Source organism: Micromonospora sp. NPDC047620, from assembly GCF_043205005.1.
In the GTDB taxonomy this organism is placed as follows: Bacteria; Actinomycetota; Actinomycetes; order Mycobacteriales; family Micromonosporaceae; genus Micromonospora.
This window is the reverse complement of record NZ_JBIDDG010000012.1, coordinates 41,433-66,102: the sequence shown is the minus strand read 5'-3', so window position 1 is coordinate 66,102 and position 24,670 is coordinate 41,433. Positions and strand designations below refer to the sequence as shown.

The 24,670-nt window shown below is 73.9% G+C and carries 32 protein-coding genes; 15 read left to right on the top strand and 17 right to left on the bottom strand.

Annotation, left to right across the window (positions count from 1 at the left end; all coding sequences use genetic code 11):
• Window position 1: 1 nt before the first annotated feature.
• Together ACGF5C_RS16545 and ACGF5C_RS16540 are read left to right on the top strand one after the other, a co-directional pair.
• Window positions 2-688, top strand: a complete 687-nt coding sequence (locus ACGF5C_RS16545) for a 5-formyltetrahydrofolate cyclo-ligase (RefSeq protein WP_393302390.1) — start codon at window positions 2-4, stop codon at window positions 686-688.
• Between the two features lie 40 nt (window positions 689-728).
• Window positions 729-1,124 (top strand): FmdB family zinc ribbon protein, encoded by a 396-nt coding sequence (locus ACGF5C_RS16540; RefSeq protein WP_393302387.1) that lies wholly within the window; start codon window positions 729-731, stop codon window positions 1,122-1,124.
• 374 nt (window positions 1,125-1,498) lie between these two features.
• Here the strand turns inward: ACGF5C_RS16540 and ACGF5C_RS16535 are convergent, their stop codons facing one another.
• Window positions 1,499-1,681, bottom strand: coding sequence for a hypothetical protein (locus ACGF5C_RS16535; protein WP_350701446.1), 183 nt, complete (start codon window positions 1,679-1,681; stop codon window positions 1,499-1,501).
• A gap of 249 nt (window positions 1,682-1,930) precedes the next feature.
• Between ACGF5C_RS16535 and ACGF5C_RS16530 the strand changes: the two genes are divergently transcribed.
• Complete coding sequence (locus tag ACGF5C_RS16530) at window positions 1,931-2,251, top strand: hypothetical protein (RefSeq protein WP_393302384.1); 321 nt, start codon at window positions 1,931-1,933, stop codon at window positions 2,249-2,251.
• Between the two features lie 113 nt (window positions 2,252-2,364).
• Here the strand turns inward: ACGF5C_RS16530 and ACGF5C_RS16525 are convergent, their stop codons facing one another.
• Window positions 2,365-2,847 (bottom strand): DUF2231 domain-containing protein, encoded by a 483-nt coding sequence (locus tag ACGF5C_RS16525; RefSeq protein WP_393302381.1) that lies wholly within the window; start codon window positions 2,845-2,847, stop codon window positions 2,365-2,367.
• 194 nt (window positions 2,848-3,041) lie between these two features.
• Between ACGF5C_RS16525 and ACGF5C_RS16520 the strand changes: the two genes are divergently transcribed.
• Both ACGF5C_RS16520 and ACGF5C_RS16515 read left to right on the top strand, forming a co-directional pair.
• A complete protein-coding gene (locus ACGF5C_RS16520; RefSeq protein ID WP_393302378.1) occupies window positions 3,042-3,470 on the top strand; it encodes a Fur family transcriptional regulator in 429 nt (142 codons plus the stop codon).
• 164 nt (window positions 3,471-3,634) lie between these two features.
• Window positions 3,635-4,492, top strand: a complete 858-nt coding sequence (locus ACGF5C_RS16515) for an oxygenase MpaB family protein (RefSeq protein WP_393302375.1) — start codon at window positions 3,635-3,637, stop codon at window positions 4,490-4,492.
• Between the two features lie 5 nt (window positions 4,493-4,497).
• Here ACGF5C_RS16515 and ACGF5C_RS16510 read toward each other — a convergent pair whose 3' ends face one another.
• The 11 genes from ACGF5C_RS16510 to ACGF5C_RS16460 form a co-directional block, all read right to left on the bottom strand.
• Entirely contained in the window at window positions 4,498-5,340 is an 843-nt protein-coding gene (locus ACGF5C_RS16510; RefSeq protein WP_393302756.1) for a RecB family exonuclease, read from the bottom strand.
• A 135-nt stretch (window positions 5,341-5,475) separates the two neighbouring features.
• Window positions 5,476-6,090, bottom strand: coding sequence for a MarC family protein (locus ACGF5C_RS16505; RefSeq protein WP_357457187.1), 615 nt, complete (start codon window positions 6,088-6,090; stop codon window positions 5,476-5,478).
• A 40-nt stretch (window positions 6,091-6,130) separates the two neighbouring features.
• A complete protein-coding gene (locus tag ACGF5C_RS16500; RefSeq protein WP_393302372.1) occupies window positions 6,131-6,997 on the bottom strand; it encodes a PHP domain-containing protein in 867 nt (288 codons plus the stop codon).
• Window positions 6,998-7,044: 47 nt separating this feature from the next.
• Window positions 7,045-8,271 carry a hypothetical protein gene (locus tag ACGF5C_RS16495; RefSeq protein ID WP_393302369.1) on the bottom strand — a complete coding sequence of 409 codons (1,227 nt, stop codon included), beginning with the start codon at window positions 8,269-8,271 and terminating at the stop codon, window positions 7,045-7,047.
• Between the two features lie 56 nt (window positions 8,272-8,327).
• A complete protein-coding gene (locus ACGF5C_RS16490) occupies window positions 8,328-9,257 on the bottom strand; it encodes a SigE family RNA polymerase sigma factor (protein WP_393302365.1) in 930 nt (309 codons plus the stop codon).
• 102 nt (window positions 9,258-9,359) lie between these two features.
• On the bottom strand, window positions 9,360-10,235 hold the full coding sequence (locus ACGF5C_RS16485; RefSeq protein ID WP_350678039.1) for a PH domain-containing protein: 876 nt from the start codon (window positions 10,233-10,235) through the stop codon (window positions 9,360-9,362).
• Between the two features lie 6 nt (window positions 10,236-10,241).
• Window positions 10,242-10,400, bottom strand: a complete 159-nt coding sequence (locus ACGF5C_RS16480; RefSeq protein WP_007455302.1) for a hypothetical protein — start codon at window positions 10,398-10,400, stop codon at window positions 10,242-10,244.
• Window positions 10,401-10,533: 133 nt separating this feature from the next.
• A complete protein-coding gene (locus ACGF5C_RS16475) occupies window positions 10,534-11,220 on the bottom strand; it encodes a DUF6758 family protein (protein WP_393258221.1) in 687 nt (228 codons plus the stop codon).
• 95 nt (window positions 11,221-11,315) lie between these two features.
• Complete coding sequence (locus ACGF5C_RS16470; protein WP_357694048.1) at window positions 11,316-11,939, bottom strand: RNA methyltransferase; 624 nt, start codon at window positions 11,937-11,939, stop codon at window positions 11,316-11,318.
• Window positions 11,940-12,187: 248 nt separating this feature from the next.
• Window positions 12,188-12,712 (bottom strand): hypothetical protein, encoded by a 525-nt coding sequence (locus tag ACGF5C_RS16465; RefSeq protein ID WP_393302362.1) that lies wholly within the window; start codon window positions 12,710-12,712, stop codon window positions 12,188-12,190.
• A gap of 61 nt (window positions 12,713-12,773) precedes the next feature.
• Window positions 12,774-13,289: a MaoC family dehydratase gene (locus ACGF5C_RS16460; RefSeq protein ID WP_091098336.1), complete on the bottom strand. Its 516-nt coding sequence runs from the start codon at window positions 13,287-13,289 to the stop codon at window positions 12,774-12,776.
• Between the two features lie 549 nt (window positions 13,290-13,838).
• On the opposite strand from ACGF5C_RS16460, the gene trxA reads away from it, so the two are divergent.
• The 3 genes from trxA (at window position 13,839) to ACGF5C_RS16445 (ending at window position 15,691) form a co-directional block, all read left to right on the top strand.
• Entirely contained in the window at window positions 13,839-14,201 is a 363-nt protein-coding gene (trxA, locus tag ACGF5C_RS16455; protein ID WP_091098340.1) for a thioredoxin, read from the top strand.
• Window positions 14,202-14,336: 135 nt separating this feature from the next.
• On the top strand, window positions 14,337-14,777 hold the full coding sequence (locus ACGF5C_RS16450) for a hypothetical protein (protein WP_393302359.1): 441 nt from the start codon (window positions 14,337-14,339) through the stop codon (window positions 14,775-14,777).
• On the top strand, window positions 14,774-15,691 hold the full coding sequence (locus tag ACGF5C_RS16445) for an HTTM domain-containing protein (RefSeq protein ID WP_393302356.1): 918 nt from the start codon (window positions 14,774-14,776) through the stop codon (window positions 15,689-15,691). Before ACGF5C_RS16450 ends, ACGF5C_RS16445 begins: the two co-directional genes overlap by 4 nt.
• On the opposite strand, the gene ACGF5C_RS16440 is transcribed toward ACGF5C_RS16445, so the two are convergent.
• The gene (locus ACGF5C_RS16440) at window positions 15,655-16,074 is read right to left on the bottom strand and encodes a DUF393 domain-containing protein (RefSeq protein ID WP_350701473.1); all 420 of its coding nucleotides are present in this window, start codon (window positions 16,072-16,074) and stop codon (window positions 15,655-15,657) included. The two genes, ACGF5C_RS16445 and ACGF5C_RS16440, sit on opposite strands and share 37 nt — an antisense overlap.
• Window positions 16,075-16,175: 101 nt before the next feature.
• On the opposite strand from ACGF5C_RS16440, the gene ACGF5C_RS16435 reads away from it, so the two are divergent.
• From ACGF5C_RS16435 to ACGF5C_RS16420, 4 genes are all read left to right on the top strand, one after another.
• Window positions 16,176-17,225 (top strand): Rv2578c family radical SAM protein, encoded by a 1,050-nt coding sequence (locus ACGF5C_RS16435; RefSeq protein ID WP_393302353.1) that lies wholly within the window; start codon window positions 16,176-16,178, stop codon window positions 17,223-17,225.
• Window positions 17,226-17,249: 24 nt separating this feature from the next.
• Window positions 17,250-17,975, top strand: a complete 726-nt coding sequence (locus ACGF5C_RS16430) for a hypothetical protein (RefSeq protein WP_393302350.1) — start codon at window positions 17,250-17,252, stop codon at window positions 17,973-17,975.
• 22 nt (window positions 17,976-17,997) lie between these two features.
• A complete protein-coding gene (locus ACGF5C_RS16425; RefSeq protein ID WP_393302347.1) occupies window positions 17,998-18,405 on the top strand; it encodes a CoA-binding protein in 408 nt (135 codons plus the stop codon).
• Between the two features lie 72 nt (window positions 18,406-18,477).
• On the top strand, window positions 18,478-19,224 hold the full coding sequence (locus tag ACGF5C_RS16420) for a hypothetical protein (RefSeq protein ID WP_393302344.1): 747 nt from the start codon (window positions 18,478-18,480) through the stop codon (window positions 19,222-19,224).
• A 12-nt stretch (window positions 19,225-19,236) separates the two neighbouring features.
• On the opposite strand, the gene ACGF5C_RS16415 is transcribed toward ACGF5C_RS16420, so the two are convergent.
• On the bottom strand, window positions 19,237-20,433 hold the full coding sequence (locus tag ACGF5C_RS16415) for an acyl-CoA dehydrogenase family protein (protein WP_363705912.1): 1,197 nt from the start codon (window positions 20,431-20,433) through the stop codon (window positions 19,237-19,239).
• A 174-nt stretch (window positions 20,434-20,607) separates the two neighbouring features.
• Between ACGF5C_RS16415 and ACGF5C_RS16410 the strand changes: the two genes are divergently transcribed.
• Window positions 20,608-21,126, top strand: a complete 519-nt coding sequence (locus ACGF5C_RS16410) for a DUF4190 domain-containing protein (protein WP_393302341.1) — start codon at window positions 20,608-20,610, stop codon at window positions 21,124-21,126.
• Between the two features lie 19 nt (window positions 21,127-21,145).
• On the opposite strand, the gene ACGF5C_RS16405 is transcribed toward ACGF5C_RS16410, so the two are convergent.
• Window positions 21,146-22,051, bottom strand: a complete 906-nt coding sequence (locus ACGF5C_RS16405; RefSeq protein ID WP_350701482.1) for an SDR family NAD(P)-dependent oxidoreductase — start codon at window positions 22,049-22,051, stop codon at window positions 21,146-21,148.
• 121 nt (window positions 22,052-22,172) lie between these two features.
• On the opposite strand from ACGF5C_RS16405, the gene ACGF5C_RS16400 reads away from it, so the two are divergent.
• Window positions 22,173-22,676 carry a DUF4190 domain-containing protein gene (locus ACGF5C_RS16400; RefSeq protein ID WP_393302338.1) on the top strand — a complete coding sequence of 168 codons (504 nt, stop codon included), beginning with the start codon at window positions 22,173-22,175 and terminating at the stop codon, window positions 22,674-22,676.
• A 57-nt stretch (window positions 22,677-22,733) separates the two neighbouring features.
• Here the strand turns inward: ACGF5C_RS16400 and ACGF5C_RS16395 are convergent, their stop codons facing one another.
• Window positions 22,734-23,690: an HpcH/HpaI aldolase/citrate lyase family protein gene (locus tag ACGF5C_RS16395; RefSeq protein ID WP_393302335.1), complete on the bottom strand. Its 957-nt coding sequence runs from the start codon at window positions 23,688-23,690 to the stop codon at window positions 22,734-22,736.
• A gap of 128 nt (window positions 23,691-23,818) precedes the next feature.
• On the opposite strand from ACGF5C_RS16395, the gene ACGF5C_RS16390 reads away from it, so the two are divergent.
• Window positions 23,819-24,643 carry an SDR family NAD(P)-dependent oxidoreductase gene (locus tag ACGF5C_RS16390; RefSeq protein WP_393302332.1) on the top strand — a complete coding sequence of 275 codons (825 nt, stop codon included), beginning with the start codon at window positions 23,819-23,821 and terminating at the stop codon, window positions 24,641-24,643.
• The last annotated feature ends 27 nt before the right edge of the window (window positions 24,644-24,670 follow it).

Genomic DNA, 24,670 nt, shown 5'->3' with positions numbered 1-24,670 from the left:
CGTGCCCGATTTTTCTCATGAAGCGGAAGCGGCGAAGCGGGACGTGCGCGCCGCCGTGCTCACCGCCCGCCGGGCGCTGACCGCGCCGACGCGAGCCGAGGCCGCCGGGCGCGTCCAGGCCGAGCTGGTGGCTCTCGTACGCCGGCTGCGCCCGCGCCGGATGACGGCGTACGTGCCGGTCGGCTCCGAGCCGGGCGGGCCCGACCTGCCGGCGGTGCTGCATGCGGCGCTGCCGCCGGGGGCCGAGCTGCTGCTGCCGGTGCTCTGTGCCGACCTCGACCTGGACTGGGCGGCCTGGGCCGGGGCGGACGCGCTGGTGGCCGCCGGCCGGGGCATGCGCGAGCCGGCGGGGCCGCGACTGGGCCGGGACGCGGTGGCGACGGCCGAGCTGGTGGTGGTGCCGGCGCTGGCGGTGGACCGCCGGGGGCTGCGGCTGGGCCGGGGCGGTGGCTCCTACGACCGGGCGCTGGCCCGGGTACCCGCGACCGCGCTGACCGTGGTGCCGCTGCACGACGGGGAGCTGGTCGGGTCGCTGCCCGCCGAGCCGCACGACCGCCCGGTACGCGCGGTGGTCACTCCCGCCGACGGCCTGCGTACGCTTGACGCCGCCCCCGGGACGCGGCGGGTCGCGCCTGCGGGCGGCGGTGTCGCGCCCCACACTTCCGCTGGACGAATCCGGGGGCGATGACGCACCATTGGCACTCGAAGACGTCGAGTGCCAACCGGCCGTGCCAGATCCGGAGGAGAACGTGCCCACGTACCAGTACGCCTGCACCGCGTGCGGCCACCAGCTCGAGGCGGTGCAGTCCTTCTCTGACGAGCCGCTGACCGAGTGCCCCACGTGTGAGGGGCGGCTGCGCAAGCTCTTCAACTCGGTCGGCATCGTGTTCAAGGGCTCGGGCTTCTACCGCACGGACTCCCGCGCCTCGGGCAGCGACACCGACAGCAACGGCGGCGCCGCCAAGCCGGCGAAGTCCGACTCGTCCTCCTCCGGCGGCGACTCCGGCTCGTCGAGCGGCTCGACCTCCGCCTCGTCCTCGTCGCCCTCGTCGTCGTCCAGCTCGAACGGCTCCGGCGGCGGGACGAGCAAGACCCCGGCCGCCAGCACCGCCAGCGCCTCCTGACGCACGCCACCACCTGTCCCCAGGCCGGCCCCGCCCGGCCCCGGGCACGACCCGCTGGGCGGGCCACCGGCGTAGGGTCACGGCCCCCGCCTCCCGGCTCGCCGTCTCGGGTCCCTGGTCGACCGCGGCGGCGTCTCGGATCGCCTGGTGACGCCCGTGGGCGCGACGGGGTGGCCGCGCCGTCGCCGACAGGCGGTTGTCCACAGGGCCGCCCGTCATCCACAGGCCCGGCGGCGTTGTCCACAGGCCGCCGAGGTTTCTCCACAGGCGCGAAAGCGGGCCCGGGCGCCTGCCGGTCACACGGAAGCGGCCCGAAATGCCGGCAGGTTCGCGGAAGCAGCCTCGGATTGTCGGCGGGGCGCCTGGCAGCCGGTTCAGTCCCAGTGCGGCGGGCGCTCCGCGAGCAGCCAGTCGTCGTTGCCGCCGGAACGCTCGCCCCAGCCCCGATCGGTGTCGTCGGCGGTCTGCTCGGGCAGCACCACGAAGTCGTCGCTCAGGTCGACCGTACGGTCGTCGTCGCCGCGTACCGCCGGCGTCGGAGGAAACTCGGTGCTCACGAGCGGCAAGACTAGCGCAGCCGCGACCGGGCCACCGCGAGGAACCAGGTCCGCCACGGTGCCCCGGTGCTCCGCCGACACGGCTGCCGAGAGCGTCCGGCCACGGCTCGCCGGGCTGTCCGGCCACGGCTGACCGGTGCTCGCCAGGCTGTCCGGCCACGGCTGACCGGGGTGTCCGGCGCCGACCCGCCGGTGGGCCGGCCGCGTCCGGCCGGTCACCGGGCCGGAGCGTTGGTAGCGTCGGACGGCGTGACGACCCCCACCTCCGGCAGCGCCCCGGACGAGTACTGGCGGCGGCCCGACACCGCGCCGGAGCAGTCCGGGACCCGGGCCGCGCCAGCGCCCGGGGGCGGCTACGTGGGCCCGCCGGCCACCACCCCGCCCCCGGCCGGGTGGCGACCGCCCGTGCACCTGCGACCACCACCGCCCCGGCGGCTGCCCCCGCAGGACATGGCCGGGCTCGACACGGCGGAACAGCGGGCGCAGCGACTCACGTACGGCGTCGGCGCGCTGGCCGGCGCGGTGCTGGTCATCCTGACCTGCCTGCTCTGCTCACGCCTGATCTTCTAACCCCCTCCCCCCACTTCCCCAGCGCGATCTTGCAGTTGCCGCCCCGGCAAAGCGCGCGAACGGGGACAAAAGGCGGGCCGAAAGTGCAAGATCGCGGAGGCCGGGGGCGGGTGTCAGAGGGTGTTGCCCCAGACCGCCTCGGCGCCGGAGTGGCCAGTCAGGTAGGCGTAGATCAGGCTCGCGACGCCGAGCGCGACCACCGCGACCGACAGCACCGGCGTGATCCAGGACGGCAGCCTCGGCACGCGCGGGTGCCCGCTCGTCACCACGAGCAGCAGCAGCGACGCCACGGCCAGCGGCAGGACGTACCAGAACAGGATGTCGCCGTAGCGCGAGTGCTCGAGAATCTGGTCCACGATCGGGCCCTGCATGCCCTGGGCCAGGAACGCGTCGTTCAGCTCCTCGCCGGACTCGACCGCGACGAAGGCCGCCACCGGCGCCGCCACGGCGAGGATCGCCACCGCCCAGTCCAGCCGGGGCCGGAACCGGGGCAGCGCCACGTACGCGGCGGAGAGCAGGGCCAGCAGCGGCACGAGCACGACGACCGCGTGCACCACCAGCACGTGGGCCGGCAGGCCCAGGATCTCCTTGAACATCCACACCTCCGGCGTACGCGGTCGCGGGTTGCCAGCGTACGGTGCGCCGGCCGCCCCGCCCAGAACTCTCGATCCGCTACACGCGCCCCGGGCCGGTCCGGTTCACCGCCCCGACGGGCACGCTGGCTGTGGCCGGGGCCACCCTCTGCCGGAGGCCGGTTGTCGACCCGGTCACCTCGTGCTGTCATTGACGGATGTCCGGCGGGGAGGAGCTGCTCCGGTCGAGGGGCCTGCGGGTCACCCGGCCGCGCCTCGCCGTGCTCGACGTACTGGCCGGCGGCGGCCATCTCGAGGTGGACGAGATCACCCGGCGGGTCCGCGAGCGCCTCGACTCCGTCTCCACCCAGGCCGTCTACGACGTGCTCGGCGCGTTGTCCCGGGCCGGGCTGTCCCGCCGGATCGAGCCGGCCGGCAGCCCCGCCCGCTACGAGGCGCGGGCCGGGGACAACCACCACCACGTGGTGTGCCGGGGCTGCGGCGAGATCGCCGACATCGACTGCGCGGTCGGCAGGGCCCCCTGCCTGGACCCGGACATCGCCCACGGGTTCGAGGTCGACGAGGCGGAAGTGACCTTCTGGGGCCTCTGCCCCACCTGCCAGGCCCGACGCTCCGCCGACGACTGACCCGGCCGCGCCGGATCCGCCGCGCCGCCGACGTCTGACCGCCCCGCAGGCCCTGGCTCTGCCACTCCGCCGACAACCGGCCGTCCCCGCCGACGACGGGACGGCCGACGGGCTGACGTCCGTTGCCCGGGGCGGAGGGTCGCGGGGCATGGCACGCTTGGTCGGTGGACTCCGATGACCTCGGTCTGTTCGGTCCGGGTTCGGTCACGTGGAAGGTGCACGAGGAGCCGATCCTGATCGTCGCCGGCCTGCGTTCGCTCTACCTCCAGGCACTGCATCCCCGCGCGATGGCCGGGGTCGCCCAGAACAGCGACTACCGCTCCGACGCCTGGGGTCGCCTGGTCCGCACCGCCACCTACGTGGCGACCACCATCTACGGGACCACCGCGGAGGCGGAGGCCGCCGGGCGGCGGGTACGCCGGCGGCACGCCCGCCTGCGGGCGACCGACCCGTCCACCGGGGAGGAGTTCCGCGTCGACGACCCCGACCTGCTGCGCTGGGTGCACGTCACCGAGATCGAGTCGTTCCTCGACACGGCCCGCCGGGCGGGGCTGCCGCTGACCGCCGACGAGATCGACGGCTACTACACCGAGCAGCGGCGCGCCGCCGCGCTGGTGGGCCTCGACCCGCAGACGGTCCCCGGCACCGCCGCCGAGGTGGCCGACTACTACCGGCGGATCCGCCCGGAGCTGCGGATCACCCGCGAGGCGGCCGAGACGGCGCTCTTCCTGACCGCCCCGCCTATCCCGTGGAAGCTCAGCCTGCCCGCCCGGATCGGGCTCAACCTGGGGCCGGCCCGCTGGGCGTACTTCGGCATCGCCGGCACCGCGTTCGCGCTGCTGCCCGCCTGGGCCCGGCGGCTGTACGGCGGCCTGGGCCTGCCGACCACCGCGCTCTCGGCCGACCTGACGGTGCGGGCGCTGCGGCTGACCCTCGCCGCCGTGCCCCGCCGCTGGCTGGAGGGGCCGTTGCAGCAGGCCGCGAAGGACCGCGCCGCCCGCCTCGCCCGCACCTCCGCCTGAGCCGGTCAGTCCCGGCCGGGCACCGGGCCGGCGGGCTGCTCGACGGCCGCCCACGGCTCCTTGCCCGGCGCCTGCGCCCCGGCCGGGCAGGTGCGCCGGTAGTCGCACCAGCCGCAGCGGGGACCCGGCGTGGTGGGGAAGGCGTCGTCGGGCTCGTCCCCGTCGGCGACCGCCCGCTCGGCGGCCATGATGTCGCGCGCGGTCTCCTCGGCCCGGGTGAGCTGTCGGGCCAGCGACTCGACGGTGTGCTCGTGCGCCGCGACCGTGCCGGTGGGCAGGTGGTGCAGCTCCACCCGGCGGCACGGCCGGCGGAACACCCGCTCGGCGGCGTACGCGTAGAGCGCCAGGGCCTGCGAGCCGCGCGCGTCGTCGGCGTCGAGCCCGGTGCGGCCCGTCTTGTAGTCCACGATGACCAGCTCGGGGCCCTCGGGCCCGGGGCGGGAGTCGATCCGGTCGGCCCGGCCGTTGAAGGCCAGCACCCCGGTCTTGACCGCCACCACCCGCTCCACGCCGAGCGGGTCGACCCCCGGCTCCAGGGTCTCGACGTAGGACTCCAGCCAGCCCAGCGCCCGCCGGTAGGCCGCCCGCTCCTGCTCCTCGTCGCGGTAGCCCTCGCGCACCCAGGTGCCCTTGAGCAGCGCGGCGAGCGCCTCGGGCCGGCGCCGCTCGGGGCTGAGGGCATACCAGTTCTTCAGGGCCGTGTGCACGCTCGCGCCGAGGGAGTTGTGCGCCCACGGCGGGCCCTTGGGCGGGGCCGGCCGGTCGACGTAGGAGTAGCGGTAGCGCCGGGGGCAGTCCGCGTAGGCGCCGAGCTTGCTGGGGGTGCAGACGAAGAGTCGTTCCGGCATGCCCTCGAAGCCGAGCTGCTCGGGCTGGTCGCCGCGGGGGCGGGGCGCCCGGCCCGTGGCGGAGGACCGTCCGGCTGAAGAGGCTCGTCGCACACCTCGATCCTGCCATCCGGCCCCGACAAACCCGCGCGGCGGTCAGGCCATGTTGGCGTACTGGGTCACGAAGGCCGCCACCGCGTCCGCGATGAGCTGCACCGCGATCGCCGCGAGCAGCAGGCCGGCGATCCGGGTCAGCACCTCGATCCCGCCCGGGCGCAGGATCTTGACGATCCCACCGGAGAACCGGAGCACCACCCAGACCGCGACCATCACCGCGACGATCGCGGCGGCGATGGCGGTGTAGTCCGACCCGCCGTCGGCCTCCTTGACGAAGAGCATGGTGGCGACGATGGCGCCGGGACCCGCCAGCAGCGGCGTACCCAACGGCACCAGCGCGATGTTCGAGGTGACCTGCTGGCTCGGGTCGTCGGCCTTGCCGGTCAGCAGCTCCAACGCCACCAGGATGAGCAGCAGCCCGCCGGCGGCCTGCAACGCCGGCAGGTCGACGTGCAGGTAGTCGAGCAGCGTCTGGCCGGCCACCGCGAAGATGACGATCACGCCGAGCGCCAGGGCGACGGCCTGCCAGGCCGCCCGGTTGCGGTCCCGGGCCGTGAGCGGGCCGGTCAGCGCCAGGAAGATGGGCATCATGCCCGGCGGGTCGACGATCACCAGCAGGGTCACGAAGACCTCACCGAACAGCTTGGCATCCACGTGATCAACGTAGTCGCGCCGCCGGGGACTGAAACGCGGATCAGCCGGAAGCGATCCCGGTCACCCCGCTCGCCTCGGCGAGGATCCGTTCGTACGCCTCCGGGCCGGTGGTGAACGCGCCGAGCCGGACGGTCTTGTGCGTGCCGTGGAAGTCCGACGAGCCGGTCACCAGCAGGCCCAGCTCGCCGGCGAGGGCGCGGACGTGCGCCCGCTCGGCCGGGGAGTGGTCCTCGTGGTCGGCCTCCAGCCCCGCCAGGCCCATTGCGGCCAGGTCGGCGATCAGCGCGTCCGGGACGATCCGCCCCCGCCGCGTCGCCCGGGGGTGGGCGAAGACCGGCACGCCGCCCGCCGCGCGGACGAGCCGGACCGCGTGGAAGACGTCGATGTCCTCCTTCGGCAGCCGGTAGCGCTCGCCCAGCCAGTCCGGCCCGAACGCCTCCGTGGTGGTGGCCACCAGGCCGGCCCGGATCAGCGCCTGGGCGATGTGCGGCCGGCCCACCGAGCCGCCCGCCGCGCCGGCCAGGATCTCCAGCCAGTCCACGTCGATCCCGTCGGCCCGCAGCAGCGCCACGATCCGCTCGCCCCGCTCCTCCCGCGCGGCTCGCACCCGGGCCAGCTCGGCGACCAGCTCCGGGGCGTCCGGATCGAAGAGGTACGCGAGCAGGTGCAGCGGCACCGCCGGCTCCTCGCCGTACCAGCGGCAGGAGATCTCCGCCCCACGGACGAGGCTGAGCCCGGCCGGCAGCGCCCGCAGCGCGGGTTCCCAGCCGGCGGTGGTGTCGTGGTCGGTGATCGCCACGACGTCCAGCCCCGACTCCGCCGCCGCCCGCACCAGCTCGGCGGGGCTGAGCGTGCCGTCGCTGGCGGTGGAGTGGGTGTGCAGGTCGATCCGCGGGCGCGCGCTCACCGCCCCGACGCTACCGGCCACGCCCGATGCCCGGCGCGCGGGCGTGGTCAGGAACCGTCGCGGCCGACCGGGATCGGGCGCTGCCCGTCGCCCAGGCCGCTGACCGGGGCGCCCGACGACTCCTCGCCCGCGAGCACCCGGCTCACGTCGACGCGCACCAGGCCGGCGCGGGCTTCGGAGTAGTACGCCGTCCCCTCGGGCGTCCACGCCACCGGCCCGTGCACGGGCGGCCCGGCCGGGCGGACCGCCAGGGTGGCGCCCAGCCGGTCCAGGTCGACCAGCAGCGCCCGGTCCTCGCCGCCCACCCGCCCGTTGACCAACAGCCACCGGCCGTCGGCCGAGACGCCACCGCGCCCGTCGTCGCCGAGGGTGGGCCCGCAGCCGGTCCGGGCGGGCGCGAGGTTTCGGGTCGGGTCGAGCAGGGCGAGACAGAGCCGGCGCGGCGTGCCCGCGGACACCTGCGCGACCACCAAGCCGTCGGGGCGGGTGCCGTAGACCCGCAGGGTCGCGCGGTCGCCATCGCTCTTCAGCGGACCCTGCGCCGGACGCCACAGGGTGTGGCCGGGCTGGTCCGCGTCGAGGCGCACCAGGACGGCGTCGCCGGCGAAGCCGACCGGCACCGCCCCGGCCGGCACCGGCGTGCGGGCGGCGGCGACGACCTGGGTGCCGACGATCCCCGCGGCGACCAGCTCGGCGCCCTCCCGCCAGGCGACCTGGCGCCCGTCGCGGCTGAGGGCGATGTCCCGCGCCCCGGCCAGGAGCAGGTGCACCGCGCCGTGGGGCTGCACCACCCACAGCGCCTGGCCGGCCGCCGTCGGGGCGCCGACCACGGCCCAGCCGGTGCCGTCCGGCAGCCGCTGGGCGCGCTCGGCCGGGCCCACGTCGGGCAGCGTCAGCCGCTGCCCGCTCGTGGTGGCGAGCACCGTGCCGAGGATCAGGTCCACCTCGCCCCGGCCCGCGCCCTGCGCCGGGTCGGTCGGCGGGGCGGCCGGCAGCGTCGGGGTCAGGTTCGGCAGGGGCGAGGCGTACGGGTCGCCGAGCACGACGGTGGGATGGGTGGGCCGGCCGGGCTGCTGCCCCAGCTGGGCGATCCCGGCGCCGATCCCGACGGTGGTGACCGCGGCCAGCGCCAGCCCGGCCACGGTGCGCCGGCGCCGGGCCCGGTCGGCCCGGCGGATCGCCAGGCCCGCCGGGTCGGCGGCGAGCGGATGGGCGACGGCGACCCGGCGGGCGAACGTCTCCCGCACCGCCTGCTCCAGCTCGTCCTCGGTCACGCCGTATGGACGCCTCGGGCCGCCGGTCCGGTTGTCAGCAGGGCCCGCCGGGCGGCTCACCGACGCTCTCCGGCACCGGTGCCGGCCGGTACGACCGGCAGGCCTCGCGCCTCGTCGCGGTCGGCCCCCGCCGGGCCGGCCTGGGTTCCCGGGACAGATCCTTCCCCACGGCCCGCCCGCGCCGCCTCCGACGACACGGAAACGGGCTCCGCCGCCGGCCCGCCGCCGGACGGCGTGCGCCCGGCGGCCGGCCCGGGCAGCCCGGCGTCGGGGGCGGGCAGCGCGGGCGCGGGCCCGACGTCCGGTGCGTCGACGCGCGGCGGGGCGTTGGTCGCCGCGACCACGGCCGCCGCGTCCGCGCCCACCACCATCCTCGGCGCGCCGTACGCCGGTGACCTTCCGGCATCGGCGGGTGCGGGTGCCGGCCGGTCGGCGGGAGCGCGCCGGGGCCGGGGCGGGCTCGGCGCGGCCCCGCTCGGCAGGTCGAGGGCGGCCTCGGCGCCCATCCGGCGGCGCAGCGTGCCCAGGGCACGCGAGGTCTGGCTCTTGACGGTGCCCGGGGAGATGCCGAGCAGGGCGGCGGTCTGCGCCTCGGACATGTCCTCGTAGTAGCGCAGCACGAGCACCGCCCGCTGCCGGGTGGGCAGCGCGCTCAGGTGGCGCCAGAGCAGGTCGCGGTCGAGCTGATGCTCGATCTCGTCGACCGCGGCGCGCTCCGGCAGCACCTCGGTGGGGCGTTCACCGTGCCAGCGCCGGCGCCACCAGCTCGTCGAGGTGTTGACCATGACCCGGCGGGCGTACGGCTCGATCGCCTCGATCCCGCCGAGCCGCTTCCAGGCCAGGTAGGTCTTGGTCAACGCGGTCTGGAGCAGGTCCTCCGCGGTCGCCCAGTCCCCGCTGAGCAGGTACGCGGTGCGCAGCAGGGCGCCGGAGCGGGCCGCGACGAAGTCGCGGAACTCCTCCTCCAAGGGATCCCTGCTCGCCATCAGCCACCTCCGCGCCCCGTTTCCTTGGCAGGTTGCCACGGCCGGGCAGGTCGGGTCGACGGCGAATGGTGCGCAGTCTCTCCGATGTTCGGACGAAAAGTTTCACGCCCCGTCGTCGGCCTTGGCCTCGTCGGCCTCCTTGCCCAGCCGCGCCTCGACCGCCTGCGGCTCGTACATCTCTTCGACGACGCGCAGGTAGAGCTCGTTCGGGTTGGGCAGATTCTTGATCTCGCGGAGCGCCTGCTCCTGACCGGCGGACTCCAGCACGAACGTGCCGTAGTTGAGCGCCCGGCCGGTCGGGGTCTGCTCGTACTTCATGTCGGTGACCCGGACCAGCGGCATCATCGCGACCCGCCGGGTGATGATGCCGTTGACCACCATCACCCGCTTGTTGGTCAGGATGAAGCGGTCGTACCACCAGTCGGCGACCTTCCACGCCACCCATCCCATCACCGCGAACCAGAGCAGCACGGCGATCGTGGTGAGCGCGCCGACGTCCTGCCCGGCGAGGAAGCCGGAGAGGTAGCCGAGCACGAACGTCGCGGCGATGCCGACCAGCAGCGGGGTGGAGAGGTGGATCCAGTGCCGCTTCCACTCGCCCCGGTAGCGCTCAGTCGGGAAGAGGTAGCGCGCGACCAGCGAGCTGGGCTCGTCCTCCAGCGGCAGCACCCGGCGCGGGGCCATGCCGGCGGCGTCGGCCCGCAGGCCGGCCAACTCGTCCTCGGAGATCTGCGGCGGCTGGTAGCCGGCCTCGGGATCACGGATCCAGGCTCGACCGGACCGCCCCTCCCCGGCGTACGCCGGGCCGTCGCCGAAGCCGGCGTCGTCCGAAAGGGAGGGGCCGTCGCCGAGGCCCGGGCCGGTGCCGTAGCCCGGCCCGTCGTCGGGCCCGAGCCGGGGGATCGGCTCCGTGTCTCGCTCCCGGCGCTCCCGGTCGGGGTCGTCGGGGTCGAACGGTGGACCGGAGGGGTTACCCATCGGCGGCTAGGCGACGAGGCTGGTGAAGAAGTCGCCGAAGCCCTGTGCGATGTCCATGATGCCGCCGCCCAGGGACTTGAACACGTCCGCGGCGGAATTTGGCCGGTAGGCGACGAAGAAGATCAAGAATGCGATTCCGGCCCAGGTGAGGACCTTCTTGACCATGGCGGGCCATCCTCTCGCGCGGCGCCGGGTCCCATTACCGCAGCGGCACCCAGAGTATCAGTGTGATGTCGTACAGTGAATATCTGCGTCCGTTCTCCGTCATTCCGGGAGACCTGTCAAGCCCTGGAGCTTGTCAAGCCTTCCCGTGCAGATACGGAGACGGTGCGCCGTACACGAGTTCGGGCGGTGTCCACTCGGTCAGGTCGTGCAGCACGACGTCTTCCGCGAGCAGGTGACCCGCACTCGCCGGCCAGGCTATCGCATGGAGCCACAAACCCCGAGCCTCGCCGGCGTACGCGCTTCGATCCGTAGGCGAGTTCACAAGCCACAGTGGAGTCGGGTGACCGGCCACCTTGATCCTGGCCTGCCCGACGTGCTCCGGATGGCCGGGCCCGGGGTCGGTCAACGCCTCGGCCAGTTCCGGCCCCGGGTCCGGGCCGGCCATCCCGGCGAACCGGGTGCCCAGGCCGACGCCCGGCTCCTCGGCCACGAAGACCAGGTCGGCGGGGCCCTCGCCGAGCGGCGCGGGCCCGGCGCAGGCGACCGCCGTGGCGCGCACGCCGGTCCGGTCGTCCCCGGCGTACGCCACCCCGGTCATGGTCCAGCCCGGCGGCAGCGGCCACGGGCACCAGAGCGGCGTCGCCGGCCGGCGCGGCAGGTCGGCGGCGGCGGTGATGCGGTCCACCACGCTGGCGACGATCTCCGCGCCGATGTGCTCGGGCACGTGCAGCGGAGGGACGGGCCCGCAGTCCAGGCAACGCGATTCGGTGTGCATCAGGTCCGGCGCCCGCACGGGCCCGCCACATCTCGGACAACTCACCGCGACACTCACCTTCCCACCGTCACCCCGCGCCGCCGCCCCGTCAAGCGGAGCGCCGGTTTCGGTGCGGCCGGCCGGTGCCGGGAACGACCCGCTCAGGCGGGCGGCGGGCCGGCGTGCGCGCGGATCCAGGCGTGCATCGCGATGCCGCTGGCCACGCCGGCGTTGATCGACCGGGTGGAGCCGTACTGTGCGATGGAGAAGAGCTGGTCGCAGGCGGTGCGGGCCGGGTCGGACAGGCCCGGTCCCTCCTGCCCGAAGAGCAGCACACAGCGCCGCGGCAGGGTGGTGGTCTCCAGCGGGCGCGACCCGGGCAGGTTGTCGATGCCGACCACCGGCAGCTCCCGCGCGACCGCCCAGGCGACGAACTCCTCGATGGTCTCGTGATGCCGCACGTGCTGGTAGCGGTCGGTCACCATCGCGCCGCGCCGGTTCCACCGGCGGCGGCCGACGATGTGCACCTCGGCGGCGAGGAAGGCGTTGGCGTTGCGGACGACCGTGCCGATGTTGAAGTCGTGCTGCCAGTTCTCGATCGCCACGTGGAAGTCGTGCCGGCGCCGGTCCAGGTCGGCCACCACGGCCTCGCGCCGCCAGTAGCGGTACCGGTCGACCACGTTGCGCCGGTCGCCCTCGGCGAGCAGCTCGGGGTCGTACCGTGGGTCGTCCGGCGGGTCCCCCGGCCACGGTCCCACGCCGACGTCGAGCTGGTCTCCGGTCACGGTCACGCAGGGTACGGCCCACGTGCCCGGCCCCGGGCCGCGCCCCCGACGGCGGCCCGGTCCGGCAGCGACCGGATCGGTGGGCCAGCGGGCGCGGGCCGGCCGACAGCGGCCGGATCGGCGGGTCGTCGGGCACGGGGGCATCGGGTAGTCGCCGGATCGGCGGGCCACCGGGCGCGGGGTGGCCGACAGCGGCCGGATCGGTGGGTCGCCGGGCCCGGGGCGCCGACGGGTCGACCGGCGGCGGCTCAGCCCAGCCCCAGCGCGCCGCCGAGCCGGTCGAGGAAGCGGCGGTCGGCGGGTGCCGGCGGCAGCGCCTCGGCCCCGGGCGGCGCCGCCCGGCAGACCCTGGCCGCCACGGACTGCACCCACTGCCGGTACGCCGCCGAGTCGGCGGGATCGGCCCGCCGCAGCACCCGGGTCGCCGCGCGGCAGGCGGCCAGCAGGTCCACCAGGTCGGCGAGCCGGTCGACCGACGGGGAGGCCCCGTCGTGGCGGGCGTAGATGGCGGCGACCACCGCGCGGACGAGATCGCTGTCGAAGGCCCGACCCGCCGCGACCGCGTCCAGGCCGGCGAGCCCGGCGGAGACCCCCCGGCGGGGCCGGCCGGGGCCGGGCGCGGCGGCGGCCACGATCACCCGACCGGGCAGGCTGGTCAGCAGATCCCACTCGGCGGCGGAGTAGACGGCGGTGGTCAGCGGTGCGGCGCGGCGGCCGGCAGAGGGCGGCTCTCCGGCGACGGAGTGGCTCATGGGGACCTCCGGCGCCAGCATATGCCCCGGAAGGGGAAAAGGGCCCCTTCCACACGAACCCGGCGGGAAGGGGCCGTCGACGTCAGCGCGGCTCGGGGAAGCTCGGCCGCTCCGGGTCCACGCCCTCGGGCACGGTCGTGGCCGCGTACTCCTTCTTGGGGACCATCACCCGGCGGCGGAAGACGCAGACCATGGTGCCGTCCTGGTTGTAACCCCGGGTCTCCACCGAGACCACGCCCCGATCGGGCTTGGATGACGACTCGCGCTTGTCCAGCACCGTGGTCTCGCCGTAGATCGTGTCGCCGTGGAAGGTCGGCGCCACGTGCCGCAGGGACTCGACCTCGAGGTTCGCGATGGCCTTGCCGCTGACGTCGGGCACCGACATGCCCAGCAGCAGGGAGTAGATGTAGTTGCCGACCACCACGTTGCGCTTGAACTGGCTCGCGGACTCGGCGTAGTGCGCGTCCATGTGCAGCGGGTGGTGGTTCATGGTGAGCAGGCAGAAGAGGTGGTCGTCGTACTCGGTGACCGTCTTGCCCGGCCAGTGCCGGTAGACCGCGCCGACCTCGAACTCCTCGTAGTAGCGGCCGAACTGCATCCTTGTCCCCTTCGACGGGCGGCGATGGAGTTCGGCACAGCATGCCTTATGGGGTGTTAAGGCGACGGGTGGGGCGCGGGCCGTGCGGAAATGTCACACCGGCGCTACCGAGGGGAGACGCAATGAGCGGCGGGGCCCTCCCCGGCACCCGCCGCCCACGCTCTGATGCGGAAGATTCTGCCGCACGACAACGAGGACCGAACAGAGACAGAGGTCACATTTATCTTTTTGTAACACTACTCTGTGTCATCACATCGGGAGCCTTCGGCGATCTCCGCACACCGGATAGCCGCTTGTCAACCGCCAGATTGCTGAATTGCGCCGATCCGTTGAGTCGATCTTTATGGAAGCGCTCCCATCACCGCTGGTCACGCAAATGCGTCGTGCACTTGCGATCAGCACCCCCGGGCAAAGCCAACTCCGTCGATGGGAGCGGGACCATCCCGCACGGGCGGTGAGCGCGCGTTTCGGCGCGCAACTGTCGGGAATTCCACGCGGTACGCCCTGGTTCCACCAGACGTAGCTATTCCGCGCCGATCGGAGACTTTCATGGCAACCGTAGAGCTGACCACGGCAAACTTCGACGAGGTGGCCGGCAGCGACGGCATCGTGCTCGTCGACTTCTGGGCCGAGTGGTGCGGCCCGTGCAAGCGGTTCGCCCCGGTCTACGAGCGTTCTTCGGAGAAGCACCCCGACATCGTCTTCGGCAAGGTCGACACCGAGGCGCAGCAGGAGCTGGGTGCCAAGTTCGACATCCGCTCCATCCCGACCATCATGGCGATCCGCGACGGCGTCATCGTCTTCGCCCAGCCGGGCGCCCTCCCCGAGTCCGCCCTGGAGAACCTGATCGAGCAGGTCCAGGCGCTCGACATGGACGACGTCCGGCAGAAGCTGGCCGGTCACCAGCACTGAACCGATCCGCTCCACGACGGCCGGGCCCCCACGGGCCCGGCCGTCGTCGCGTCCGCGACCCCGTCCGCCCGGCGGCGACAAGTGGCCGTCGGAGGGACCCGGAGCGGGCGGTACATCCCGTATCGTCACGACCCGATGGAGACCTTGACCAGCCGTGGACGCGCGATCCGGCTCGCCGCCACCGCCCTCGGCCTGGCCGTCCTGCTCGCCGGCACCGTCTGGGGCACCGACGACCACTTCCCGTTCGGCCCGTTCCGGATGTACTCGACCTCCAACCCGCCGAACTCCCCCGCCCCGGACACCCGGGTCGAGGGCGTCGACAGCACCGGCGCGGTCGTCGACCTGGGCGAGCGCGCGACCGGCATCCGCCGGGCCGAGATCGAGGGCCAGCAGGGCCGCTACGCCGCCGACCCCGAACTGCTCACCGAGGTCGCCGACGCGTACGCCGAACGCCACCCCGACGCGGCCGAGCTGGTGGAGGTCCGCATCGTGATCCGCTGGCACGGCATCCGCGACGGCCGGCCCACCGGCCGCTGGACCGACGAGACGGTGGTCTCCTGGAAGGCGGACCGATGAGCCGCTGGTTGACCGAGCCGGTGCCGCGCGGCCGGGTGGCCGCCTTCCGGACGCTGATCTACCTCTTCGTCGCCGCCGACCTGGTCGTGTTCACCCCGTGGATCCGCACCCGGGTCGCCGTGCCCGGGGAGCTCTACCAGCCGCTGCTCGTCGGGCGGGTGCTGCCGCTGCCCACGCCCACCCCGGCGCTGGTCGCCGTGATCTTCTGGGCCCTGCTGTTGCTCGCCCTGCTCGCCGCGACCGGCCGGGCGCCCCGGCTGCTCGGCTGGGCCGTCTTCGCGCTCTACTTCGAGTGGATGATCGTCGCGATGAGCTACGGCAAGGTCGACCACGACCGGTTCGGCCTGCTCGTCGCGCTGGCCGTGCTGCCCACCGCCGGCCGGGCCCGGCACGGCGACGCCACCCGCACCGAGGCCGGCGGCTGGGCCCTGCGGGTCACCCAGATCGCCGTCATCTGCACGTACTTCCTGGCCGCCTGGGCCAAGCTGCGCTTCGGCGGGCTGGACTGGCTGACCGGCTCGGTGCTGGCCCGGGCGATCCTCCGGCGCGGCACCGAACTGGCCGACCTGATCGCCTCGGTGCCGTACCTGCTGATCGTGGCGCAGTTCGGCATCGTCGCGTTCGAGCTGCTCAGCCCGGTGGTCTTCCTGCTGCGGGAACGCTGGCGGCTGGCGACGGTGGGCTTCTTCTACTCGTTCCACCTGGTCACCGTCGCGACCATCACCATCTCGTTCGCCCCGCACCTGGCCGCGATGGCCAGCTTCCTGCCGCTGGAACGGGTCCGGCCGGTCGTCTGGGCGCGCCGGCTGCTCACCCGCCGGGAGGAGGATGGCGGACGGCCCGTCGACGCGGGCGGCCCCGCGCCGTCACTCGCCGGTCAGGCGTCCGCCGCCGGCCGACCGGACGGGCCGTAGAGGCGCTCCCGCGCCTCCTGTGGCAGCGCGCAGGCGGCCGTTCCGCCCGGGAGCCGGTGCCGGTTGCGGGCGACCCAGCGGTACGCGGGCCAGGCGGCGGCGCGTACCGGCGGGAACCGGAGGCCGGTGCCGGCCACCCGCCAGAGCGGGCCACTGTCGCCGAGCAGCTTCGCGATCGCGTCGGGGCCGGCCGCGCGGGAGCCGTCCGCGCCGACCCACTGCACCGCCTCCTCGCACTCCGCCTCGGTCAGGCCGAGCGCGTCGAGGTCGGCGAACTGCCACGGCACCACGTGCACACCCGTGGGGATCCGCCGGTCGATGAACTCGGCGCACCGGGTGCAGAACGCGCAGTCCCCGTCGTAGACGAACGTCGACCTCTCCATGCCTCCATCCTCCACCCGCCGACCACAGACCGAACGCCGAGGTGGGCGGGAACACGGCGGGTCGCTTGCGCTCCGCTCGTACGCGTGTTCGAATGAGGGTCATGCGCTGGGACAACCTCTCCGCTCCCCCGGACGAGGCGGTCCCCGATCGGGCAGCGCCAGCGACGCCACCCCTGCCGCTGGCGCTGCCCGGCGCGATCGCCCGCACCTTCGACACCCCGGGCTTCGCCGGCATGACGTTCTACGAGATCCGGGCCAAGTCGATCATCAACAAGGTGCCCGGCGCCTCCCGCGTCCCCTTCGAGTGGACGATCAACCCGTACCGGGGATGCAGTCATGCATGCAAATACTGCTTTGCACGGAACACCCACACCTACCTCGACCTCGATGCCGGTGCGGACTTCGACCAGAAGGTGATCGTCAAGGTCAACGCGGGTGAGCTGGTCCGGCGGGAGCTGGCCGCACCGCACTGGCGGGGCGCGCACGTCGCGATGGGCACCAACGTTGACTGCTACCAGCGGGCCGAGGGGCGCTACCAGCTCATGCCGCAGATCATCGCGGCGCTGCGCGACTTCGCCAACCCGTTCTCCATCCTCACCAAGGGCACGCTGATCCTGCGGGATCTTCCACTGCTGCGCCAGGCCGCCGAGGTCACCCGGGTCGGCGTCTCCTTCTCGGTGGGCTTCGTCGACGAGCGGCTCTGGCGCGCGGTCGAGCCGGGCACGCCCAGCCCGCGGCGCCGGCTGGACGCGGTGCGGGCGCTGACCGACGCCGGCTTCGACGTCGGGGTGCTGATGGCGCCGATCCTGCCCGGGCTCAGCGACGACGACGCCTCGATCGACGCCACGGTGGCGGCGATCGCCGCGGCCGGGGCGACCAGCGTGACGCCACTTGCGCTGCACCTGCGCTCCGGAGCCCGGGAGTGGTACGCGCGCTGGCTCGGCCGCGAGTTCCCCCATCTGGTCCCCCGCTACCGCGAGCTCTACCGCTCCGGCGCGTACGCCCCGCAGTCCTACCAGCGGGAGCTGACGGCGCGGGTGCGGATCGCGTCGCGCCGGCACGGGCTGCACCGGGGTGAGCGCGGGGACGACCGCCGCCCGCCCGACCCGACCCCCGGGCCGCCGCCGGCCGAGCAGCTCACTCTCTTGTAGACGGCGAACGATACGCTGCCCGGCGTGCGGGAGGCGATCACACTGGCGCTGCGCCGGCAGCGCGCCACAGCGGCGGTCGCGGCGGTCCTCGGGTTGCTCTGGGGTGTGTTGGCCGGGTGGACGGCACGGACGGGCGGTCCCGCCGCCCTGCTCACGTTGCTGCCGGTGCTCGCGCTCGCCTGGAGCCTGCTGCCGATCTTCGGGCGGCCCAGCACCACCGAGCTGCGGGTGGACGAGCGGGATCGGGCCTTCTTCGTGCCGCCCAGGCGCCGGCCGAGCTTCCGCTGCGTCATCCTCGGTTTCCTCGCGTACCAGATCGTCTACCACCCCGTTGCCGCTCGCGACGAGTTCTGGTGGGTCTATCCGAGCATCGCCGGCCCGCTGGCCGTGGTGATGGCGGTGGCGCTCTGGCGTCGGGTGCCCGAGGTAGCGCTGACCCCGGCGGGAATCACGGCCGGCGATCCGCTGCGGCACGTCCACGTGCCGTGGGAGGCACTGGACCCGGCGGCCCCGGTCCGCCCGCCGCGGGCCGGCTCACTTCAACTGCCGGTGCGGAGTCCGGGGCTGGTCCGCCGTGGCGGCATCATCCGGCGTCGCCAGGTCGGCGTGGAGAACTGGGATCTGGACGTCGCGCCGGGCCTGCTGGCCGCCGCCGTCACGCACTACGTCGCCCACCCGGAGCACCGCGCGGCGATCGGCACGCCCGAGGAGTACGCCCGGCTGCGCCGCGTGCTCGGGGGCGGCGGCTGAGCGGCGGGGTTAGAGTCGGCGGGTGCGCTCCGCTCAGCAGATCCTCGCCGACTCCGCCGTGATCGCCGTCGTGGGCGCGTCCCGCGACCCGCGCAAGGCTGCGCACAGCGTGCCGTTGCAGATGCAGCGGTACGGCTGGCGGATCATCCCGGTCAACCCGACCGCCGACGAACTCTTCGGCGAGCGGGTCTACCGGTCGCTGGCCGACATCCCGCACCCCGTCGACCTGGTCGACGTGTTCCGGCCGGCGCAGGACGCGGTCGAGGTGGTGCGCGAGGCGGTGGCGATCGGTGCCCCGGCGGTCTGGTTGCAGCTCGGCATCGTCTCGGCCGAGGCGCGGCGGATCGCCACCGAGGCGGGCGTCGACTACGTCGAGGACCGCTGCCTGATCGTCGAGCGTGCCGCCGCCGGCCTCACCCGACTGAGCTGACCGGCTCGGAAAGGTCGCGCCGCAACGGTAAGGACCGCCGTGGCGGTTGTCCACGGCCCGTACCCTGCGGCCATGTCTCCCCGCCGGTCCGGCCGGTTACCGAAGCGCGACGGGCTCTGGTCCCGCCGGCTGCTGGCCGCGACGGTAGGCGCAGCGGTGACGGTGCTGGTGGCCGCAGCGCTGTCCCGGGTTCCGCGGTTCGAGGTCGACGGGACCGCCTGCGTCTTCTGGCTGTTCGTCGGTCTGACCGCGCTCCTGCAGCGGTGGCGGCCACGGCAGGACGCCCGGCTGGTCTGGCGGGAACGGGTGGCCGGCCTGGACGAGATCGAGCCGGGTCTGGTCGCTCGGCGGTCCCTGGCCGGCCGGGTCGACCTGGCCGCCGACCTGGCCCGGGCGACGGCGGCGACGCTGGTGGTGACCATGCTGCTACCCGCCGACCCGCAGTGGGCCCGGGTCGTACGGCTGGTACTCCTGGTCGCGGCGGCGGTGGCGACCGGAGTCGTCGCCTATTCCGGCCTGCGGTTCACCGGGCGGTTGGCGCTGACCGCGAGCGGGATCCGGCATGGCCGCCGGCGGTACGACTGGTCCAACATCGACCGGGTGAGCCTGCACCGGAAGGACGGCCGGCTCGCCGGGGTGCGGCTGCGGCCGAGGGTGTGGCGGTCGCTGGAGCCGGCGCCGGTGGTCGGCGGCCGGGACGTGGCGGTGCCGGAGCAGCGCCTGGCGGCTGCGATCGAGGCGTACCGGGAACGACCGCAGGCGCTGGCGGTGGGGCCGGTCACCGCACCGGAACCGGCCGTCGAGCCGGCCGGTGGGTGACCGGCGCGCTTGTCAGAGCTTGTACTCCTTGAGCAGGCCGCGGGAGATGATGGTCTTCTGGATCTCCGAGGTGCCCTCGCCGATGAGCAGGAACGGGGCCTCCCGCATCAGCCGCTCGATCTCGTACTCCTTGGAGTAGCCGTAGCCGCCGTGGATGCGGAACGCCTCCTGGACGACCTCGGCGCAGTATTCCGACGCGAGCAGCTTGGCCATGCCGGCCTCGACGTCGTTGCGCTGGCCGGCGTCCTTGAGGCGGGCGGCGTTGACCATGAGGGCGTGCGCGGCCTCGATCTTGGTGCCCATCTCGGCGAGCTTGAAGGCGACCGCCTGGTGCTTCGCGAGCGGCTGGCCGAAGGTGCGGCGCTGCTGGGCGTACGCGACGGCGAGTTCGAAGGCGCGGATGGAGATGCCGCAGGCGCGGGCGGCGACGTTGACCCGGCCGACCTCGATGCCGTCCATCATCTGGTAGAAACCGCGGCCGACCTTCTCCGCGCCGCCGAGGACGGCGGTCTCGGGGACGGTAACCCCGTCGAGCACCATCTCGGTGGTCTCGACGCCCTTGTAGCCCATCTTGTCGATCTTGCCGGGGATGGTCAGGCCGGGCGCGGTCTCGCCGAAGCCGGGTTCCTTCTCCAGCAGGAAGGTGCTCATGTTGCCGTAGACCGAGTCCGCGCCGGTGTCGGTCCTGACCAGGGTCGCCACGACCGAGGAGTACGCCCCGTTGGTCAGCCACATCTTCTGGCCGTTGATGACGAACCGGTCGCCCTCACGGACGGCCTTCGACTTGATCGCCGAGACGTCGGAGCCGCACTCCGGTTCCGACATCGAGAAGGCGCCGCGCACCTCGCCGGTCGCCATCCTCGGCAGCAGCCGGGCCTTCTGCTCGGCGGAGCCGTGCTGCGAGATCAGGTACGCCACGATGAAGTGGGTGTTGACGATGCCGGAGATCGACATCCAGCCCCGCGACAACTCCTCGACCACCAGGGCGTACGTGAGCAGGGACTCGCCGAGCCCGCCGTACTCCTCGTCGATGGTGAGGCCGAAGAGGCCCATCTCGCGCATCCCGTCGAGGATGTCGGTCGGGTACTCGTCGGCGTGTTCCAGCCGCTGCGCGTGCGGGATGATCTCCTTGTCGGCGAACTCCCGGACCGTTTCCAGGATCGACCGCTGCACATCGGTCAGGCCGGGCGTCTGGGCGAGTCGGGCCATCTCAGCCTCCGGGGGTCGGCGCCTTACTCATGGGTAACTGAACGCTCGGTCAGTATCAGCCGCCTGGCGGGCGAGGCCAAGGTGACCAGTCCACACAACCGCTGTGAAAAGGTTCACCGCTGCGGGTAGCGTCCGGCAAGAGGGGACGTGATCCGCCACCGGCAGGAGGAGACCGTGAGCCAGCCACCGCCGCCGGGCCCGCCCGATCCGGACCGGCCGCCGTCGCCCTGGGAGCCCCCGCCGGGCCACGACCCGTCGCGGTCCGAGCCACCACCGTCGTGGTCCGAGCCGCCGCCCTACGGGCAGCCGCCCGCCCACGGGCAGCCGGCGTACGGGCAGCCCTCCTACGAGCAGCCCGGCGAGCCGCCGCACGGCCAGCAGTGGGCGCACCAGCCGCCGTACGCCCCGCAGGTGCCCTACGGGCAGTACGGCCCGCCGTCCGGCCCCCGCCCCGGCGGCGGCACCAACGTGCTGGCCATCCTGTCGCTGGTGCTCGCGTTCGTGTTCGCCCCGGCCGGCATCGTGCTCGGGCACCTGGCCAAGCGGCAGATCCGCACCACGGGCGAGGAGGGCGACCAGCTCGCCACCTGGGGCCTCGTCCTCAGCTACGTCTTCACCGGGCTGGGCCTGGTCGCCTGCTGCGGCTGGATCGCCCTGGTCATCGCCGCCGGCGACCAGGGCACCACCTACTGACGCCCGCCGTCGGCCCGGCTCAGCGGAACTGTGCCTCGCGGACGCTGTTGCCGCCGTCCACCACCAGCATCTGCCCGGTGATGTACGACGCGGCCGGCGAACAGAGGAAGGTGATCGCCGCGGCCACCTCGTCCGGCGTGCCGGGGCGGCCGACCGGGGTGCCGAGGCCCTGCTTGATCTCCGCGACGGTCGAGGCCGCGGTGTGGATGGTGCCCGGGGCGACCGAGTTGACGGTCACCCCGTCGGCGATCATCTCCATCGCCAGTGCCCGGGTCAGCCCGACCACGCCCGCCTTGGCCGCCGCGTACGCCGCCTCGGTCGGCAGGGCGTTGACCGGCCCGGCGGTGGCCGCGAGGTTGACGATCCGGCCCCAGCCCCGCTCGGCCATGCCGCCGATGAAGGCCCGGCTGCACAGGAACGCCGTGGTGAGGTTCCGGTCGATCTCGCCGCGCCACTCGTCGTAGCTGAGCTGGGCGACCGGGCGCAGCACCTCGGGGCTCGCCCGGCTGGCCAGCCCGGCGTTGTTCACCAGCACCTCCACGTCGCCGAGCTGCTCGGTGACCGCGTCGGCGAGCGCCCCGACCTCCGACTCGTCGGTGAGGTCGGCGACGAAACCGGTGACGCCCAGCTCGCTGGCCCGCTCGTGGATGCGTCGGGTGGTGGAGACGATGGCCACCCGGGCGCCGAGATCGGTCAGCCGGCGCGCCGTCGCGTACCCGATGCCGTCCGGGCTGCCCGCCCCGGTGACCAGGGCGACCTTCCCGTCGAGCCGCATCGTCACCGGGTCCGGCAGCGGCGCCGGCTCGTCGGTGCCGGCGGGGCTCGCCGCGGCGGCGGCCCGGGTGCGCCGGGCCAGGCCGGGGCGGCTCACGTCCCGTCTCGGTCGGCTTCCGGAGCGGTCCGCGGCTCGCGCGTCAATCACCATGCCAGGATCCTGCCCGCTTCCCGGGGCCCGGGCAACGCGGCACACCCGGTGGCGGCCCCCCAGGGTTTGCGCCGGCGTGACTACCCTGACGGGCGCACCCGCACCCAAACGGAGTAGACGAATGACATATCCCCCGCCGTCCGGCGGCTGGAGCGACCCGGCGTGGTCGGGCCAGCAGTCGAGCCCGCCGGCCGACCCGGCGAGCGGCCAGCCCATCCCCACCCAACCCACCGCCGACCCGTACGCCCCGGCGGACCCGTACGCGGGCGGCGACCCGTACGCCGGCATGAACCAGGCGGGCCAGCCCGCGCCCGCCGGATACCCGCCGCCGGCCTACCCGACCTACGGCTACGGCGCCCCGCAGAAGACCAACGGCATGGCGATCGCCGCCCTGGTGCTCTCCCTGGTCGGCTTCACGTCCTGCATCACCGCGCCGGTCGGCGCGATCCTCGGTCACGTCGCGGCCAAGCAGATCCAGCAGACCGGCGAGGGCGGCGAGGGCATGGCGAAGGCCGCCATCATCATCGGCTGGATCCTCACCGGCCTGCTCGTGCTGGGCATTCTCTTCTACGTGGGGATCATCATCTTCGCGATCAGCCAGGCAGACACCAGCAGCAGCTACTGAACGACGGTGCCGCCCCGGTGTGGACCGGGGCGGCACGGATCGTCGGTCCCGGCGGGACTACTCGGCCGGCGGGGTGAAGGACGAGGTCCGTGTCATGCCTGCGGCCCGGCCCTTCGCCGCGACCACGAGGGCCATCTTGCGCGACGCCTCGTCGATCATCTCGTCACCGAGCATCACGGCGCCGAGCCGCCCGCCCGCCTCCGAGGTGTAGTGCTCGTACGCGTCGAGGATCAGCTCGGCGTGGTCGTAGTCGGCCTGGGCCGGCGAGTAGACCTCGTTCGCGGCGTCGATCTGGCCCGGGTGCAGCACCCACTTGCCGTCGAAGCCGAGCGCCGCCGAGCGCTTCGCCACCTCGCGGAACGCGTCCACGTCGCGGATCTGCAGGAACGGGCCGTCGATGGCCTGCTTGTCGTGCATCCGCGCGGCCATCAGGATGCGCATGAGGATGTAGTGGTAGGGGTCGCCCGGGTAGTCCGGGATGAGGGCGCCGACCACCAGGGACTTCATGTTGATGGAGGCCATGAAGTCGGCCGGGCCGAAGATGATCGTCTCGACGCGGGGCGAGGCGGCGGCGATGGCGTCCACGTTGACCAGGCCGGCGGCGTTCTCGATCTGCGCCTCGATGCCGATCCGGCCGATTTCCAGGCCGAGCGTCTTCTCGAGCTGGGTCAGCGTCATGTCGAGCCACTGCACCTGGGCCGCGTTCTGCACCTTCGGCAGCATGATGCAGTCGAGGTTCGCGCCGGCACCCTCGACCACGTCGATGACGTCCCGGTAGGTCCACGGCGTGGTCAGGTCGTTGACGCGCACGACCCGGGTCTTGCCCGACCAGTCGCCCTCGTTGAGCGCCGCGACGATGTTCTTCCGGGCGTCGGGCTTGGCCAGCGGGGCGACCGCGTCCTCCAGGTCCAGGAAGACCTGGTCGGCGGGGAGGTCCTGGGCCTTGCCGAGCATCTTGACGCTGGAGCCGGGTACCGCGAGGCAGGACCGGCGGGGGCGACCGACTGCGGCCATGGATGCGCTCCTTCCAGCGTGCGGCGGGCACGCCGACGCCACCTGACGAGAAAGGCGAGAACTTAACGATCCCAAAGGGCTTTGTGACGCCACGGTAACCTCGTGCCGTGACCGGGGTGAATGGACCTGTGGAAGATTTCACTGGGCGTCGGCTGGTGGTGGTGACCGGGGCCAGCTCGGGCATCGGGCTGGCGGCCGCCGTCGACCTGGCGCGCCGCGGTGACCAGGTGGTACTGGTCGGCCGGGACCCGGCCCGGCTCCAGGCCGCGGGGGAGCAGGTGCGCGAGGCGTCCGGCGAGCGGCCCGAGCTGTTCCGGGCCGACTTCGCGGTGCTGGACGACGTCCGCCGGCTGGCGGAGAAGCTGCGGGCCGCGTACGACCGGATCGACGTGCTGGCCAACAACGCCGGCGCGATCGTCCTCCAGCCGCTCACCACCGTCGACGGTTTCGAGCTGACGGTCCAGGCCAACCACCTGGCCCCGTTCCTGCTCAGCAACCTGCTGCGGGACCGGATCGGCCGGATGGTGGTGACCGCCTCCGCCGCGCACCGCAGCGGCGCGCTCGACCCGGACGACCTGAACGCCCCGCTGCGCCGCTACCGGCCGATGCAGGCGTACGGCACCAGCAAGCAGGCGAACATCCTCTTCACGGCCGAGGCGGCCCGGCGCTGGCCGGAGATCCCGGCGTACTGCCTCCACCCCGGGATGGTGCGCACCCGGTTCGGCAACGACAGCCGGTTGGTCGCCCTGGGCATGCGGCTGCTGCCGTTCCGCAGCCCCGAGAAGGGGGCCGAGACGCTGGTCTGGCTCGCCAACCAGGACCCGTCGCGGCTGCGTACCGGCGGCTACTACGCCGACCGGCAGCCGCGCCGGCCGCTGCGCAAGGCGGCCGACCCGCAGCTCGCCGCCCGGCTCTGGGCGGCCAGCGCCGAAGCGGTCGGCGTCGCGGGATAGCGGTGTCGCCCGTGGCCGCCCCGCTGC

Excerpts from the sequence above, each read along its gene's own strand:
- ACGF5C_RS16520 (WP_393302378.1), top strand. The coding sequence starts at position 3,042 with ATGTCCGGCGGGGAGGAGCTGCTCCGGTCGAGGGGCCTGCGGGTCACC.
- ACGF5C_RS16490 (WP_393302365.1), bottom strand. The coding sequence starts at position 9,257 with ATGGCGAGCAGGGATCCCTTGGAGGAGGAGTTCCGCGACTTCGTCGCG.
- ACGF5C_RS16435 (WP_393302353.1), top strand. The coding sequence starts at position 16,176 with ATGCGCTGGGACAACCTCTCCGCTCCCCCGGACGAGGCGGTCCCCGAT.
- ACGF5C_RS16400 (WP_393302338.1), top strand. The coding sequence starts at position 22,173 with ATGACATATCCCCCGCCGTCCGGCGGCTGGAGCGACCCGGCGTGGTCG.
- ACGF5C_RS16460 (WP_091098336.1), bottom strand. The coding sequence starts at position 13,289 with ATGCAGTTCGGCCGCTACTACGAGGAGTTCGAGGTCGGCGCGGTCTAC.
- ACGF5C_RS16465 (WP_393302362.1), bottom strand. The coding sequence starts at position 12,712 with ATGCTGGCGCCGGAGGTCCCCATGAGCCACTCCGTCGCCGGAGAGCCG.
- ACGF5C_RS16405 (WP_350701482.1), bottom strand. The coding sequence starts at position 22,051 with ATGGTGATTGACGCGCGAGCCGCGGACCGCTCCGGAAGCCGACCGAGA.
- ACGF5C_RS16420 (WP_393302344.1), top strand. The coding sequence starts at position 18,478 with ATGTCTCCCCGCCGGTCCGGCCGGTTACCGAAGCGCGACGGGCTCTGG.
- ACGF5C_RS16525 (WP_393302381.1), bottom strand. The coding sequence starts at position 2,847 with ATGTTCAAGGAGATCCTGGGCCTGCCGGCCCACGTGCTGGTGGTGCAC.
- ACGF5C_RS16395 (WP_393302335.1), bottom strand. The coding sequence starts at position 23,690 with ATGGCCGCAGTCGGTCGCCCCCGCCGGTCCTGCCTCGCGGTACCCGGC.
- ACGF5C_RS16440 (WP_350701473.1), bottom strand. The coding sequence starts at position 16,074 with ATGGAGAGGTCGACGTTCGTCTACGACGGGGACTGCGCGTTCTGCACC.
- ACGF5C_RS16445 (WP_393302356.1), top strand. The coding sequence starts at position 14,774 with ATGAGCCGCTGGTTGACCGAGCCGGTGCCGCGCGGCCGGGTGGCCGCC.
- ACGF5C_RS16450 (WP_393302359.1), top strand. The coding sequence starts at position 14,337 with ATGGAGACCTTGACCAGCCGTGGACGCGCGATCCGGCTCGCCGCCACC.
- trxA (WP_091098340.1), top strand. The coding sequence starts at position 13,839 with ATGGCAACCGTAGAGCTGACCACGGCAAACTTCGACGAGGTGGCCGGC.
- ACGF5C_RS16415 (WP_363705912.1), bottom strand. The coding sequence starts at position 20,433 with ATGGCCCGACTCGCCCAGACGCCCGGCCTGACCGATGTGCAGCGGTCG.
- ACGF5C_RS16480 (WP_007455302.1), bottom strand. The coding sequence starts at position 10,400 with ATGGTCAAGAAGGTCCTCACCTGGGCCGGAATCGCATTCTTGATCTTC.
- ACGF5C_RS16485 (WP_350678039.1), bottom strand. The coding sequence starts at position 10,235 with ATGGGTAACCCCTCCGGTCCACCGTTCGACCCCGACGACCCCGACCGG.
- ACGF5C_RS16510 (WP_393302756.1), bottom strand. The coding sequence starts at position 5,340 with ATGCCGGAACGACTCTTCGTCTGCACCCCCAGCAAGCTCGGCGCCTAC.